The following is a 14,929-nucleotide window of genomic DNA, read 5'->3' as shown; positions in this document are numbered from 1 at the left end:
GTCAGCGCCTCGCCAGGAGGCCCTGCGGCCGGATTGCCAGCACCAGCACCATGATCAGAAAGGTCACGACGATGGCGTAGGTCGGGATGTAGACCGAGCCGAGCTGCTCGGCGAGGCCGATGATGAGCGCACCGAGCGCCGCACCGGGGATCGAGCCCATGCCGCCGACGATCACCACCACCAGCGAGGCCAGCAGGAAACGAATGTCCTCGCCGGGGGACAGCGACTGGAAGGTGCCGCCGACGACGCCAGCGATGCCGGCGAGCCCGGCGCCGAACGCGAACACCAGCACGAAGACGAGCTGGATGCGCACGCCGGTGGCGGCCAGCATGTCGCGATCGTCGACGCCGGCGCGGATGATCATGCCGATCCGGGTGCGGTTGAGCGCGAGCCACATGCCGACGCCGATCACGACGGACGCCGCGAAGATCACCAGCCGCACCACCGGATATCGGAGATAGACCGGCTCGCCCGAGGATTTCACCGCCGTGATCAGCGGCAGGTCCACGGGCCCGATCAGCCAGCTCGGGGTCTGGATCTGGTAGAAGTCGCCGCCGCAGGCCCAGAGCATCAGGTCGGCAAACACGATCGAGAGCCCGATCGTCACCATGGTCTGCCTGAGGTCCTGGCCTTCCATGCGCCGGAACACGATCACCTGAAGCAGCACGCCGACCAGTGCAGTCAGGACGAAGGCAACGATGAAGCTGAGGAGCCAGGAGCCGGTGGCTGTGCTGATGGCGTAGCCGACATAGCCGCCGAACAGATAGAGAGAGCCGTGCGCCAGGTTGACGTTGCGCATCAGGCCGAAGATCAGCGTGAAGCCGCTCGCGACGAGGAAGTAGAGCCCGCCGAGCGTGATGCCGTTGAAGACGGCGTTGAGGAAGACGCGCTTGCGCCCGATTGCCTCTTCGAGGCCCGGCGGCCAGACTGCGAAGATCAGCCACAGCGCGATGGCGATCGCGATGATCGAGATCAGCGCCCAGGCGGGATGGCGTTCGATGAAACGGCTCATTTGCGCCGCCCGCTTGTCCAGGCGCCGCGCCGAAGCTCCACCGAATGCAGGTCAGACAGCCTTGCAGCGGCTGCTCGCCTCGCCATGAACGTGCGCTCCCGTCGTCGCGACCATCTGGGGGTCGCGTTGCGCTCATCCTAGCCGGGCTTTAAGTGCGACATTTGATCGTGAGTATCTTTTCGCGCGGCGGTCAGGCGCGCAAGACCTTGGCGGCGCGACGATAGTCGGTCGGAGCCATCCCCACATTGGCGGCGAAGAAGCGGGTGAAGCCGCTCTGCGAGGAGAAGCCGAGATCGAAGCCGATATCGGCGATCGGTGCCTCGCTGGCGACCAGCGCTTCGAGCGCCTGTTCCATGATCAGCGTGTTGAGATAGAGGTTCGGCGTGACGCCGGTCTGGACGCGGAACAGCCGGTAGAAGTGAGGTCGCGACAGGCCGGACTCGCGCGCGATGGTGTCGAGCTCCATCTCCGCCCCCGGACTCTCGGACATCAGCTTGATGCATTTGCGCACGCGGAAGTCGGTCACGGCGCCGCTCGCCCGCGCATCGCGTACGGTCTCCGCCTGTTGCCAGCTTTCATCATAGCAAATGTCGATCAGCCGCCGGAGCTCGGAATCGAGGCTGGAGAGCGATGGTGCGCCGCACACCAAGGCGGCTGTTCGCCGGATGTGCTTGTCGAGCGCGACAGTGCGCTTGAACTGCGTGCGGCCGAAGCGCAGCCGGTCGGTGCCCGATGCATCGGGCGCAAACCATTCGGGATTGACATAGAGCACGAAGAAGATCGCGCCGCCGTCGAGGTCGGTCGGCAGAAAATTGTGCGGCTCCCAAGGATTGACGGCAACGACCGAGGTTTCGTTGAGATCGTAGTGGCCGGCGGAGACATCGATGCATGCGGGCATGCCGCCGACATGGAAGATCAGATGACCTTCACGATGCGCGTGGATATTGAAAGGGCGGTTCAACTGATAAACCGTCGCCCGACCGAACCGGCCGTGGAAGACGGCGAGCGCACGGCTCATGCCTTCCCTCCCGAATGTTCTTGTCTTTTTAGCCAGCGTTCAACAACGCCGCCGAGATTGCAAGAGCGGAGAGCGCCCGCGTCAGCAAGTCGCTCCCCGCTCGTCTGATGCCGATGTGATGCGTCAGTATTTCTTACATTCCGGCACAGTGCGGCTCGGCAGCCCGATCTTCGAGAACACGGCCGGGTCGTAGCCGAGCGTCTGGTTCACGTTCGGGATCACCTTCACGACCTTGCTGAACAGCGCGCCCTTGCCATCATCGACGACTTCGGTGACGAAGTTGGTGCCGATCGCCTGACGATTGGAGTCGAGCTTGATCTTGCCGTTCGGCGCGTCGAGCTCGATCTTCGCCAGCGCAGTCCTGAACTTCGATTGGTTGTCGCTGAGATCGCCATTGACCTCGCGCAGCGCCAGGATCAGGGCCATCGTCGAGCCATAGTAATTCGTCGCGAGCAGTGACGGGCTTGGGAAGCGCTTGTTGGGCGGGAAGGCGTCCTGATAGGCCTTCACGAACTTCTGCCAGCCCGGATCCTCCCAGGTATCGGCCTGGCCGCTCGCTGCGATGGTGCCGATCAGCGCGTTCTTGGCATTCCCCTTTGACGACAGGATGGTCTGGTCGATCATGATGGAACCTCCCATCAGATGCGCCTTGCCGCCGGCCTGCTGATACTGATTGAGGAAGTTGACGGCGTCCGCCCCGCCAAGCCCAAGATAGATGGCATCGACATCGTCGGGCAGCGCGGCGATGACGGAGGCAAAGTCCTTGGTGCCGAGCGGAACCCATTGCCGGTTGGTGACCTGGCCGCCGGCGCCGCAGAACTCGAGCACGAGGCCGAACACCTGGGTGTAGATGAAGGAATAGTCTTCGCCGACGGTCGCGATCTTGCGATACTTCTTGTCGTCATAGGCGTATTTGCCGAGGCCGACCTGCCACTGCGCGCCGTCCATGTTGTAGCGGAAGAAGTTCGGGGCAGGATCGACATAGGTCGTTTCCTGGGCGCCGGATGCCGCATTGATGAACGTCAGCTCGGGATGGGTCTTCGCAAAGTTCTTCACCGCGATACCCTCGTCGCCGGAGAGCGGCGACAGCAGGATCTGCACCTTGTCCTGCTCGATCAGCTTGCGGACGGCGCGCACTGCCGAATCCGGCGTCGCGTCGGTCGATGCGACGATGAATTCAAGCTCCTTGTCGCCGATTTTCTTGCCCAGCACGTTGAGTGCCGTCTGGTGGCCGCGCATGCCGTCCTCGCCCAGCACCGTGTAGGTGCCTTCGAGGGTTGCGGTCACGCCCACCTTGATCTTTTCCTGGGCGATCGCCGCGCTCGAAAGAAACAGGCTGCTCAGCGCAAGCAGTCCCACACCGCATTTCGACATTGTGCTCCTCCCTGTGTCGTCGCTTTGTTGCCGCGCCGAACCGGGCGCGACGCCCGTGGCTCTCGAACGGCCCGCGGCTTTGGAGGGAAGCTAGCTGAAGTCGAATGCGGTGCCTGCGTGGGCGCCGCGTCCGGTTTGACGGGCAGTCTCATTTTTGAATGTTGCGGCGCAAGTGGTTTTGCAGTGCAATCGGCGACCGTGCCGCGCCCTGATGCACCCACCAACCCTAGGGCATCTCACACCCAGCCGCCATCCACGACGTAGTGCTGCGCGGTGCAGGCGGAGGCCTCGTCGGAGGCGAGGAAGACGGTGAATTTCGCGACCTCGTCCGGCACCAGCCGGCGCTTCAGGCACTGTCGCTGCTGCAGTTCGATCTCGCCCGCCGGCGTCATCCATTTCTCGAGCTGGCGCTCGGTCATGATCCAGCCCGGCGCGATCGCGTTCACCCGAATATTGTAGGGACCGTAGTCGCGGGCGAGGGAGCGCGTGAGACCGACGACGCCCGACTTGCTGGCCGTGTACGCCGCCATGCCGCCCTGTCCGGCCATCCACGACACTGAGCCGAAATTGATGATGGCGCCGGCCTTCGCCGCCTTCATGTCCGGCAGCACGGCTTGCGCGGCGAAGAACTGGTGCTTCAGGTTCACCGCGATGCGGTCGTCCCAGTATTCCGGCGTCATCTCCTCGGTGTTGTGCCGTTCGTCATGTGCGGCATTGTTGACGAGGATGTTGATCGCGCCGTGCGCTTTGCGCGCCGCCGCGACGCCGGCGCGCAACGCGGCGATATCGGTCAGGTCGACGCGCTGGAAATGCGCAGCCAAACCCTGATCGGACAGCTCGCGTGCCAGGCGTTGGCCCTCGTCGGCCTTGATGTCGAAGAACACGACATTGGATTTCTGCTGCGCGAAGCGCCGCACGATCGCAGCGCCAATCCCCGATGCGCCACCGGTGACGAGAACGACCTTGTCGGCAAGGTCGGAATAAACGGCGGCCATGGGCACCTCTTTTTCTTGTGTTGCGGGCGGTGCAAGGCGCCGCCCAGTTGTCCCGCCAACCTTAGCCGCTTCCGCCGTGAGGTCCATAGATCAGAATTTTAGTTGCGCACCTCAAAAATCGAAGGCAGGATTGCAGCCAAAGAATAAGAGCCGATCGGGAGGGATGTGATGAGACTGCTCGGGAAGCTGGGACTCGCCGCTGCCGCATGCCTGCTTTGGGCCAACTCTGCCGCAGCCGACACGACGGTCAAATGGCTCCACATCGAGGCCAATCCGGCCCAGGTGAAGATCTGGGAGGAGGTCGCGCGCGCCTATGAGGCGTCGCATCCGGGCGTCAAGGTCGAGATGCAGTTCCTCGAGAACGAGGCCTACAAGGCCAAGCTGCCGACCATCCTGCAATCCAAGGATCGGCCGAACATCATCTACAGCTGGGCCGGTGGCGTCCTGAAGGCGCAGATCGAAGCCGGCGTCCTCGACGACATCACCGATTCCGTGAAGGGTTACAGCGACAGCCTGACGCCGGCAGCGCTCGCTGCCTTCACCAGCAATGGCCGCGTCTATGGACTTCCGACCGCGCTGTCGCAGGTCGGCTTCCTCTGCAACAGGGAACTGATGGCCAAGGCGAAGGTCGATCCCGCGGGGATCAAGAGCTGGGATGATCTGCTTGCCGCCGTCAAGACGTTGAAGGCCGCAGGCGTGACGCCGATCGTGGTCGGCGGCGCCGACAAATGGCCGTTGCACTTCTATTGGACGCATCTTGCCGTGCGCATTGGCGGCAAGCCGGCCTTCGACGCGGCGCTGCGCGGCGAGAACGGCGGCTTCGCCGGCGAAACCTTCCAGAAGTCCGGCGAGCTGTTCAAGCAGCTCGTCGATCTTCAGCCGTTCCAGAACGGTTTCCTGGGCTTCAAGAATCCGCAGGCCGTCGGCTATTTCGGCGACGGCAAGGCCGCAATGACGCTCGCCATCAGCACCGTCTATCATCTGCAGCGCGCGCTCGCCGCCGACAAGGTGGGCCTCTCCGAGGACAAGATCTGCTGGTTCGACTTCCCGGTCGTCTCGGGCGGCAAGGGCGCGCCGACCGACACGCTCGGCGGCATCACCGGCTGGCTGATCACCAAGGGCTCGCCGAAGGAGGCGGTCGACTTCCTGAAATACTTCGTCTCCAAGGACGTACAGACGCGGCTTGCGGCGGGCAATTTCATCATCCCGGTGGTGCAGGGCGCGGATGCCGGCCTCAACAATTCCTTCATGAAGCTGATCGCGGCCAATCTGGCGAAGTCGAACTATCACCAGAACTTCTACGACCAGAGCCTCGGTCCCTCGGTTGGCCGCGTCGTCAATGACGTTACTGCCGAAATCGCCGGCGGCAGCATGAGCCCGCAGGACGCCGCGAAAGCGATCGAGGCGGCCTGGAAGCAGGGTAACTGACGGTGGCGCGACCGATCGCGAGCGCGCCGGCGATGAGCGTTGCGCAGACATCGGTCTCGCCGACGGCGGTGCGCGGCCCCGGCTGGGACGGCCGCTTCACGGTGCTGATCCTGTTCCTGCCGCCGGCGCTGCTGTTGTTCACGCTGTTCGTGGTGGTGCCGATCGGCGAGGCGGCCTGGTACTCGGCCTTCAACTGGAACGGCTTTGGCCGGCCGACCAACTGGATCGGCTTCGACAATTACCGCTTCGTGCTGGAGACGCGCGCCTTCTGGCTCGCGTTGCGCAACAACGGGCTGATCATCGCGGTCTCGCTGCTGATACAGCTGCCGCTGGCGCTCACGCTCGCCTTGATGCTCGCCGAGCGTTTCCGCGGGGCGGTGGCGCTGCGCATGCTGTTCTTCATGCCCTATATCCTGGCCGAGATCGCAACCGGGCTGATCTTCTCGTTCGTCTACGACGGAGACTACGGCCTGGTCGCTTCGATCTGGCGCACCTTCGGCGCCGAGCCGCCGCATCTGCTGGCCTCGACCGACACGGCGATGCTGGCGGTGCTGATCGTCATCGTATGGAAGTATTTCGGCTTCCACATGATGCTGTTCATCGCCGCGCTTCAGGGCCTCGACAAGAGCCTGGTCGAGGCGGCCACCATCGACGGCGCGACGCGCTCGCAGACGCTCCGCCACGTCGTCATCCCGTTGCTGTATCCGACCATCCGGCTCTCGGTGTTCTTCGCCATCATCGGCTCGCTGCAGCTGTTCGATCTCGTCATGCCGCTGACGCGCGGGGGACCGGCGGATTCCTCCAACACCATGGTGAGCTTCCTCTACAACAACGGCATCTCGCGCATGCGCGTCGGCTATGGCAGCGCCATCGGCGTCATCCTGTTCGTGATCTGCGTGACCTTTGCCTTCACCTACAAGCGATGGTTCATGCGCGATGAATGACGCCGAGCCCGCCCGTATTCCGTTCGATCCCGCCATCCTGTTCAAGGCGCTGTTCCTCGCCGTGATCGCCGTCTTCGTGCTGGTGCCGCTGCTCGCGACCCTGCTCGGCGGCTTCAAGTCGCTCGGTGAGCTGCGCGTCAATCCGTTCGGCTTGCCAAGGCACTGGGAATGGCAGAACTATGCCGACATCCTGTTCTCGGCGCGCTACTGGCAGCTGCTCCGCAACTCGCTGGTCATCTCGACGCTCGCGGTGACGCTGACCCTGATCGTGGCTTCGATGGCCGCGTTCACCTTCGCTCATGTCAGGTTCTACGGCTCATCGATGCTGCTGAGCTACCTGACGCTCGGCCTGCTGTTTCCCGCCGCGACGGCGGTGTTGCCGCTGTTCATCAAGGTGCGCGATCTCGGGCTGCTCGATACGTATTTCGGCGTCGCGCTGCCGCAGGTCGCATTCAGCCTGGCCATGAGCGTGCTGCTGCTGCGGCGCTTCTTCAAGGACATTCCCTATGAATTGCTCGAAGCCGCGCTGGTGGACGGCTGCAGCTACATCAAGTTCTTTCGCTACGTGACGCTGCCGCTGTCACGGCCGATTCTTGCCACCGTCGGCACCATCACCTTCGTCAACAGCTGGAACGCCTATCTGCTGCCGCTGGTGATGCTCAACACCGATGCGCTCTATCCCTGGCCGCTCGGTATCATGGTTTATCAAGGCGAGTATTCGTCCGAGTGGCACCTGATCCTGGCCTTCATCACGCTGACCATCCTGCCGACGGTCATTCTCTTCCTTCTGGCGCAGAAGCACATCGTCGCCGGCCTCACCGCAGGCGCGGTCAAGGGATGAACGGAATCTCACGGAGATCACAATGAGAAGAATAGGCGTCGGAATCATCGGCTGCGGCAACATCAGCACCGCCTATCTGAAGGCGGCCCAGCGCTTCCCGGTCATGGAGGTCAAAGCGCTCGCCGACATGCGCAGCGATGCCGCGGAGCGCCAGGGCGCGGCCTTCGGCCTACCGGGGATGCGGGTCGATCAGTTGCTGAGGCGCGACGACGTCGAGATCGTCATCAATCTCACGGTGCCGCTCGCCCACACCGACGTCAGCCTCGCCGTGCTCAATGCCGGCAAGCATATCCATTCCGAGAAGCCGCTCGGCATCAACGTCGCGGAGGCGCGCAAGGTGATCGATCTCGCGGCGCAGAAGAACCTTCGCGTCGGCTGCGCGCCGGATACGTTCCTGGGCGGTGGACACCAGACCGCGCGCAAGCTGATCGACGACGGCGCGATCGGCACGCCGGTTGCGGGCAGCGCCTTCTTCGGCTGTCCCGGCCACGAGCGCTGGCATCCGGCGCCAGGCTTCTATTACCTGCGCGGCGGCGGGCCGATGCTGGACATGGGGCCGTATTACATCACCGATCTCGTCCAGCTGCTCGGCCCGGTCGCGAGCGTGATGGGCTCGACCGCGCGTCCGAAATCCGAGCGCGTGGTGACCAGCCAGCCGATGAACGGCACGCTGATTCCGGTCGAGGTCTCGACCCATGTGGCGGGCACGCTCGAATTCGAGAGCGGGGCGGTCGTCTCGATCGCGATGAGCTTTGATGTCCCGAAGCACCGGCACGCGCCGATCGAGATCTATGGCGACAAGGGCAGCATGCTGGTGCCGGACCCGAACCGCTTCGGCGGCGAGGTGCAGGTCGCGAGGACCGGCGGTGAATGGGAGACGGTGCCGCCGACGCACGGCCATGTCGACGGCGAGTTCCGCTCGATCGGCGTCGCCGACATGGCCGCCGCGATCCTGAACAACCGGCCGCATCGCGCCAGTGGTGCGCTCGCCTTCCACGTGCTGGAGGTGATGGAGGCGTTCCAGACCTCCGCCGACGACGGGCGGCGCGTCAAGATCGAGAGCCGCGTCGAGCGGCCGGCGATGCTGCCGGCCGGACGCGAAACCGGACAGATCGACTGAGGACAGAAACATGCGCAAGGCAATGATAGTTTGGGGCGGCTGGCCGGGACACGATCCGGATCTCTGTGCCTCGATGATCCGCGGCTGGCTGAAGGCGGAAGGCTTCGAGGTGCGGATCGAGACCACGACGGCGGCATTCGCCGATCCCGCGATTCACGATCTGTCGCTGATCATCCCGATCTACACCATGTCGAAGATCGAGAAGGCGGAAGCGCTCAATCTCTGCGCGGCGGTGCGCAGCGGCGTCGGGCTCACCGGCCATCATGGCGGCATGTGCGACGCGTTCCGCGATTCCGTCGACTACCAGTTCCTGTGTGGCGGGCAGTGGGTCGCGCATCCTGGCAACATCATCGACTACAAGGTCGACTTGACGAAGCCGGACGACCCCATCATGAAGGGTCTGAAGAGTTTCGAGCATCGTTCAGAGCAGTATTACATGCATGTCGACCCCGCCAACGAGGTGTTGGCGACGACGACCTTCACCGGCGAGCACGCGCCCTGGATCGAGGGCGTGGTCATGCCCGTGGTGTGGAAGAAGCGCTACGGCGCGGGCAGGGTGTTCTACTCCTCGCTCGGCCACCGTGCCTACGAGCTTGACGTGCCGGAGATCCGAACGCTGATGACCCGCGGCATGCTGTGGGCGGCGCGCGAATGACAGCCGGCGCGGCGCAGCCGGTGCTTCGTGCCACGCTCGAGGATGTCGCGCGCGCGGCGGGCGTTTCGCTCGCCACCGTCGACCGCGTCGTCAACCGGCGCGAGGGCGTGCGCGCCAAGACGGTTGCGCGCGTCGAGGCCGCGGTGGCAAAACTCGGCTATCGTGCCGACGTCGCGGCCGCGCGGCTTGCCCGCGGCCAGACGTTCCGCTTCGCGTTCGTGCTGCCGACCGGCAGCAACAGCTTCATGACCAACCTGACCGAGCAGGTCCAGCGCACCGCGGACTGGCTCGCCGGCCAGCGCGGCTTCATCGATATTCTCCATGTCGACGTGTTCGATCCGGACGTGCTGGCCAGCGCGCTGGAAAACTTGTCGCCGGCCTATCAGGGCGTCGCCGTCATCGCGCTCGACCATCCGAGGGTACGCGCCGCGATCGACGAGCTCGCAGGCCGCGGGGTCGCCGTGGTGACCCTGGTGTCGGACGCGCCGAGCTCGCGCCGCCTGCACTATGTCGGTATCGACAACCCGGCCGCGGGGCGGACCGCGGCCACGCTGATGGGACGCTTCCTCGCCGGCAACGAGGGGACGGTCGCGGTGATCGCGGGATCGTTGTCGCTGCGCGATCACACCGAGCGGCAGTTCGGCTTCCACCAGATCCTGTCCAGCGAGTATCCGGATTTGCGCGCGCTCCCGGTCATCGAGGGCCGCGACGACAGCGACCGAACGCGGAAGCTCACGGCCGCGCTGCTGGCGCGCCATGCCGATCTCCGCGGCATCTATTGCTGCGGCGCCGGGAACCGTGGCATTGCTGATGCGCTCGAGGCCTCGGGACGGGCGCGCGAGGTGGTCTGGATCACCCATGAGCTGACTCAGTATACGCGGCGCTTCCTGGTCCGCGGCACGCTCGACGCCATCATCAACCAGGACCCCGGCCACGAGGCGCGGTCCGCAGCGCGCGTCCTGCTCGCGCATTGCTCGGGTGAGCCCATCAGCCCCGACCAGGAACGCATCCGCATCGACATTTTTCTGCGGGACAATCTGCCGTAACTGCGAGCTCTGATGCGCGGCCGCTGCTCTCGCCCGATCGAGCCGGCGAGGGCGGTTCAGCCTCCGCCTTGCCAGCCGGCGGTCGCGGAGAGGGCGCGCGCGTGGGCGCTCAGGGCCGTCGCTGTCGGACCTTTCAGGTCATCGTCGAGAATACCGATGGGTCCCATCATCGTGATGGCCGCGATCATGAACCCGCCCTGGTCGAAGATCGGCGCGGATAGGGAGGTGAAGTTCGGCAGCAGCGCGTCACGACAACGGCTGATGCCGTCGCGCCGGATCGTGTCCATCATCTCCTCCACCTCGGCCTTGGTGGTTGGCGCGTCATCGACCCGCGTCTCGCGCGAGCGTTCCTCCTTGAGCTCCTGATCCAGCATCTCGCCCGTCAGCGAGCGCGGCAAATGTGCAAGAAAGTTTCGCCCCAGCGCGGACCGCAGCAGGCTCAGGACGCTTCCGACGCGCAGCTCGATGATGGGCCGGCTGGCTCCGCCCTCGACGCGATAGATGATGGTCGGTCCGCGATTGCCCCACACGCCGAGAAATACGGTGTGGCCGATCGTCGTTGCGAGTTCGGTCATGGCCGGCCGCGCGACGGCGAAGACGTCGAATTGCTCGATGGCCGCCATGCCGAGCTTCAATGCGTAGGGGCCGAGGGCATAGCAGCCGGTGTCGCTCTCCTGTCGGACGATGCCCACCGCCTGAAAGCTCACGAGATAATAGTGGACGTTGGCCGCGGACATTCCGGTGTTGGCGGCGATCATCTTCAGCGGCACGGGCCGCATTTCGGTCCTGAGGTAGTCGAGGATCTTGAAGCCGATCTCGATCGACTGAATGCCGCGCCGTCCGGGCCGTTCCGCCTTGGTGGTCTTGCCGGGTTTGGCTCCTCGTGCGGATGCGGGCGCCGGATCCGGCGGACGGGGTCGGCGCGGCTTCTTCACTGAAAATCCTTATAGATCAGGGTGTTACGGCGGGTGTCGTGCTGGCGCATTATTGGGCGCGTCGCGCCGGATATTCAAGCTTGCTGTATTTGACGACATCATATGTATATGACTAAATAAAATTGCTTGAAGCGGGGCTGGGTTTGGCCGCGAAACAGGGGAATGACGATGGATGCACGAGCGACGGCGGTACCCGCCGACCAGAATCTGACGCGCAGCGAGGAGCGGCAGGTCGTTCTCGCCTCGACCCTCGGCACCGTGTTCGAGTGGTACGACTTCTTCATCTACGGCTCGCTGGCCGTGTTCATGAGTTCGGTATTGTTTCCGCCGGACAACCCGACCGCCGCCGTGCTTGCGTCGCTCGGCGCTCTTGCGGCAGGCTTCGTGATCCGGCCGATCGGCGCAGTGGTCTTCGGCCGCATCGGCGATCTGGTCGGTCGAAAATATACCTTCCTCATCACCATCGTGATGATGGGCGGCGGCACGGCCTTGATCGGCTTCCTGCCCACCTATGCCAGCGTGGGTCATGCTGCATGGATCTCGCTGGTCATGCTGCGATTGATCCAGGGCCTCGCGGTCGGCGGCGAGTATGGCGGTGCCGTCATCTACGTTGCGGAGCATTCGCGTCCGGACCGGCGCGGGCTTCTGACCGGCTGGATCCAGATCACATCGTCGGTCGGGCTGGCGCTCTCCATCGCGGTCATCATCGGCACGCAGAGCGTCATGAGCGAGGCCGACTTCAAGGCCTGGGGATGGCGCGCTCCCTTCATCATCTCGATCGCGATGCTGGCGTTCTCGATCTACGTCCGCGCCAAGCTGCATGAATCGCCCGTCTTCACGCGTCTCAAGGCCGAGCGTCGCCTGTCCAGGAGCCCGGTCAGAGACACGTTCGCCCGGTGGTCCAGCCTTCGCCTGGTGTTGATCGGGCTGTTCGGTGTGACCGCGGGGATGGGGTCCACTTACTTCACCGGCCAGTTCTACGTGATGATCTTCATGCAGCAGATCGCAAGGATCGACCTGCAGACATCCTATACCCTGATGGCCATCGGCCTCGTCATCGGTGCGCCGGCTTTCGTTTTCTTCGGTTGGCTGTCCGATCGGGTCGGACGCAAATGGCTGATGATGACGGGTCTCGTACTTTCGGCGCTGTGCTACCGGCCGATGTTTTCGTCGCTGCTGGAGGCAGCAAATCCGCAGCTCGTGGCCGCGACCCGCAGTGCGCCGGTGACGGTGCACGCCGACACCACCAGCGAAGCATGCCGGTTCGGCCTTGCGGCCGCATTGCTGAGCTCGCATGGCGATCATGGCAAGCCTTGCGTCCAGGCCAAGAAGCTGTTGATCGGAAGCGGCATCAACTTCAGCTATGCCGCCCCGGTCGATGGCCAGGCCGTAGCCATGACGGTCAACGGCAAGACGATTGCCGGATACGATGCGGCGGCTTATCGCAAGGCCCTGTCCGAGGCGGGTTACCCCGCCAAGGCGGATCCCGCGAAGGTGTCGTCAGCCTACATCGTCTTTCTGCTGGTCGTCATGACCGTCATCGTCGCGATGGTCTATGGGCCGGTGGCGTCGTTCCTGGTCGAGGTGTTTCCGGCCAACATCCGATACACGGCACTTTCGTTTCCCTACCACATCGGCGCCGGCATCTTCGGTGGCTTCCTGCCGTTCTTTGCAACCTATCTTTCGCTCGCGGTCGGCGACGTGTTTGCGGGGCTCTGGTATCCGGTCGTCATTTGCACGGTCGTCGCCGTGATCGGATCGATCATGCTGCCGAACAGGCCGCAAATCGAGACGGATCACTGAGTATGACATGCCGGCGGGCCGCAGCAGCGGCCCGCTCTCCGTTTCCGTGCCCGGGATGACATGATGGATAGCAACCGACCGAACACCTACAAGGCGGCCGTCGTTCAGGCCGCGTCAGATCCGACAAGCTCGCTGGTGTCGGCGCAAAAGGCGGCGGCCCTGATCGAGAAGGCCGCTGGCGCCGGCGCGAGGCTGGTCGTTTTCCCTGAAGCCTTCATTGGCGGCTATCCCAAGGGAAATTCGTTCGGCGCTCCCGTCGGCATGCGCAAGCCCGAAGGACGCGAGGCGTTCCGTTTGTATTGGGAGGCGGCCATCGATCTCGATGGCGTGGAGGTCGAGACGATCGCTGCGGCGGCCGCCGCAACCGGTGCCTTTACCGTCATCGGCTGCATCGAGCGAGAGCAGGGCACGCTCTACTGCACGGCGCTGTTCTTCGACGGGGCGCGTGGGCTCGTCGGCAAGCACCGCAAGCTGATGCCGACTGCGGGCGAGCGGCTGATCTGGGGTTTCGGCGACGGCTCGACCATGCCGGTGTTCGAGACCTCGCTCGGCAATATCGGCGCCGTGATCTGCTGGGAGAACTACATGCCGATGCTGCGCATGCACATGTACAGCCAGGGCATCAGCATCTACTGCGCTCCAACCGCGGATGATCGCGATACCTGGCTTCCGACCATGCAGCATATCGCCCTGGAGGGACGCTGCTTCGTCCTGACGGCCTGTCAGCATCTCAAGCGCGGCGCCTTCCCGGCGGACTACGAGTGCGCGCTGGGTGCCGATCCCGAGACCGTGCTCATGCGCGGCGGCAGCGCCATCGTCAATCCGCTCGGCAAGGTGCTGGCGGGTCCATGCTTCGAGGGGGAGACCATCCTGTATGCCGACATTGCGCTCGACGAGGTGACGCGCGGCAAGTTTGATTTCGACGCCGCGGGGCACTATTCCCGTCCGGACGTTTTCCAGCTCGTCGTCGACGATCGACCGAAGCGGGCAGTATCAACCGTCAGCGCCGTTCGCGCGCGCAATTGAGGGACCGATGCTCTTCGACATGGGCCAGCTTCCGGCGGATATCCGCTACAAGATTCTCACCGCGACCGTTACGCCGCGCCCCATCGCGTGGGTGACGACCCGCTCCCGAGACGGCGCCGCCAATGCCGCGCCCTTCAGCTTCTTCAACGTCCTCGGGCATGAACCGCCGACGGTCGTGCTCGGCCTGCTGCGCCATCCGAACAAGGGCTTGAAAGACACGGCGCAGAATATCGTCGAGACGGGCGAGTTCGTCGCTCACCTGGTGTCGCACCAGATGGCTGAAGCCATGAACGCGACGGCCGTCGATGCTCCGGCCGGTGTCGACGAGATGGAGATCGCGGGACTTCAAACATGTCCTTCGCAGATGGTTGCGCCTCCGCTCATCGAGGGGTGCCCGGTGGCGTTCGAATGTCGCTCCCTCACGGTTCACGAGACCGGGCCCCGGCAGATCGCGGTGATCGGCGAAATCGTCTGTGCTCATGTGGCCGAGCAGTTCGTGATCGATGCACAGAGAGGCTATATCGATACGGTCGGCCTCGATCTCATTGCCCGCATGCACGGGTCGGGCTGGTATGCGCGGCCCCGCGATCTCTTCCAGCTGGTGCGGCCGGCGCCGATCGAATAGGCGGCCGGCGCCGGGGCCTCCCGCCATGGCCGCCCCATGAGCCCGATTGACATCCAATTATTACATGTCTAAAAATATGCAAATTCATATAATTCGTGAGATGCCTG

General features: G+C 64.2%; 14 protein-coding genes. 9 read left to right on the top strand and 5 right to left on the bottom strand.

What is annotated here, in order from left to right:
* Position 1: 1 nt before the first annotated feature.
* From AB5K84_RS30175 to AB5K84_RS30160, 4 genes are all read right to left on the bottom strand, one after another.
* A complete protein-coding gene (locus AB5K84_RS30175) occupies positions 2-1,012 on the bottom strand; it encodes a branched-chain amino acid ABC transporter permease (RefSeq protein WP_011086169.1) in 1,011 nt (336 codons plus the stop codon).
* Between the two features lie 190 nt (positions 1,013-1,202).
* Complete coding sequence (locus AB5K84_RS30170) at positions 1,203-2,030, bottom strand: helix-turn-helix domain-containing protein (RefSeq protein ID WP_011086170.1); 828 nt, start codon at positions 2,028-2,030, stop codon at positions 1,203-1,205.
* A gap of 123 nt (positions 2,031-2,153) precedes the next feature.
* Complete coding sequence (locus AB5K84_RS30165) at positions 2,154-3,404, bottom strand: ABC transporter substrate-binding protein (RefSeq protein WP_011086171.1); 1,251 nt, start codon at positions 3,402-3,404, stop codon at positions 2,154-2,156.
* 236 nt (positions 3,405-3,640) lie between these two features.
* Positions 3,641-4,399 carry an SDR family NAD(P)-dependent oxidoreductase gene (locus AB5K84_RS30160; protein ID WP_011086172.1) on the bottom strand — a complete coding sequence of 253 codons (759 nt, stop codon included), beginning with the start codon at positions 4,397-4,399 and terminating at the stop codon, positions 3,641-3,643.
* A 168-nt stretch (positions 4,400-4,567) separates the two neighbouring features.
* Here AB5K84_RS30160 and AB5K84_RS30155 point away from each other — a divergent pair, with 168 nt between their 5' ends.
* Genes AB5K84_RS30155 through AB5K84_RS30130 form a run of 6 tightly spaced genes read left to right on the top strand, consistent with a single transcriptional unit; the run spans position 4,568 to position 10,433 of the window.
* Positions 4,568-5,827: an extracellular solute-binding protein gene (locus tag AB5K84_RS30155; RefSeq protein WP_038965989.1), complete on the top strand. Its 1,260-nt coding sequence runs from the start codon at positions 4,568-4,570 to the stop codon at positions 5,825-5,827.
* A 2-nt stretch (positions 5,828-5,829) separates the two neighbouring features.
* Complete coding sequence (locus AB5K84_RS30150) at positions 5,830-6,771, top strand: carbohydrate ABC transporter permease (RefSeq protein ID WP_011086174.1); 942 nt, start codon at positions 5,830-5,832, stop codon at positions 6,769-6,771.
* The gene (locus AB5K84_RS30145; protein WP_011086175.1) at positions 6,764-7,612 is read left to right on the top strand and encodes a carbohydrate ABC transporter permease; all 849 of its coding nucleotides are present in this window, start codon (positions 6,764-6,766) and stop codon (positions 7,610-7,612) included. The genes AB5K84_RS30150 and AB5K84_RS30145 overlap by 8 nt, the downstream gene beginning before the upstream one ends.
* A gap of 22 nt (positions 7,613-7,634) precedes the next feature.
* A complete protein-coding gene (locus AB5K84_RS30140) occupies positions 7,635-8,732 on the top strand; it encodes a Gfo/Idh/MocA family protein (RefSeq protein ID WP_011086176.1) in 1,098 nt (365 codons plus the stop codon).
* Between the two features lie 10 nt (positions 8,733-8,742).
* Positions 8,743-9,387: a ThuA domain-containing protein gene (locus AB5K84_RS30135; protein WP_011086177.1), complete on the top strand. Its 645-nt coding sequence runs from the start codon at positions 8,743-8,745 to the stop codon at positions 9,385-9,387.
* Positions 9,384-10,433, top strand: a complete 1,050-nt coding sequence (locus tag AB5K84_RS30130; RefSeq protein WP_011086178.1) for a LacI family DNA-binding transcriptional regulator — start codon at positions 9,384-9,386, stop codon at positions 10,431-10,433. Before AB5K84_RS30135 ends, AB5K84_RS30130 begins: the two co-directional genes overlap by 4 nt.
* Positions 10,434-10,489: 56 nt before the next feature.
* On the opposite strand, the gene AB5K84_RS30125 is transcribed toward AB5K84_RS30130, so the two are convergent.
* Positions 10,490-11,368: an IclR family transcriptional regulator gene (locus AB5K84_RS30125; protein ID WP_011086179.1), complete on the bottom strand. Its 879-nt coding sequence runs from the start codon at positions 11,366-11,368 to the stop codon at positions 10,490-10,492.
* Positions 11,369-11,536: 168 nt separating this feature from the next.
* Here AB5K84_RS30125 and AB5K84_RS30120 point away from each other — a divergent pair, with 168 nt between their 5' ends.
* Genes AB5K84_RS30120 through AB5K84_RS30110 form a run of 3 tightly spaced genes read left to right on the top strand, consistent with a single transcriptional unit; the run spans position 11,537 to position 14,822 of the window.
* Positions 11,537-13,171 carry an MFS transporter gene (locus AB5K84_RS30120; protein WP_063713265.1) on the top strand — a complete coding sequence of 545 codons (1,635 nt, stop codon included), beginning with the start codon at positions 11,537-11,539 and terminating at the stop codon, positions 13,169-13,171.
* Between the two features lie 60 nt (positions 13,172-13,231).
* A complete protein-coding gene (locus AB5K84_RS30115; RefSeq protein WP_011086181.1) occupies positions 13,232-14,197 on the top strand; it encodes a nitrilase in 966 nt (321 codons plus the stop codon).
* A gap of 7 nt (positions 14,198-14,204) precedes the next feature.
* Positions 14,205-14,822 carry a flavin reductase family protein gene (locus tag AB5K84_RS30110; RefSeq protein ID WP_011086182.1) on the top strand — a complete coding sequence of 206 codons (618 nt, stop codon included), beginning with the start codon at positions 14,205-14,207 and terminating at the stop codon, positions 14,820-14,822.
* Positions 14,823-14,929: the final 107 nt, after the last annotated feature.

Source organism: Bradyrhizobium sp. 1200_D9_N1_1 (assembly GCF_052075915.1).
GTDB classification, from domain to species: Bacteria; Pseudomonadota; Alphaproteobacteria; order Rhizobiales; family Xanthobacteraceae; genus Bradyrhizobium; species Bradyrhizobium diazoefficiens.
This window is presented reverse-complemented; position numbering and strand designations above follow the sequence as displayed.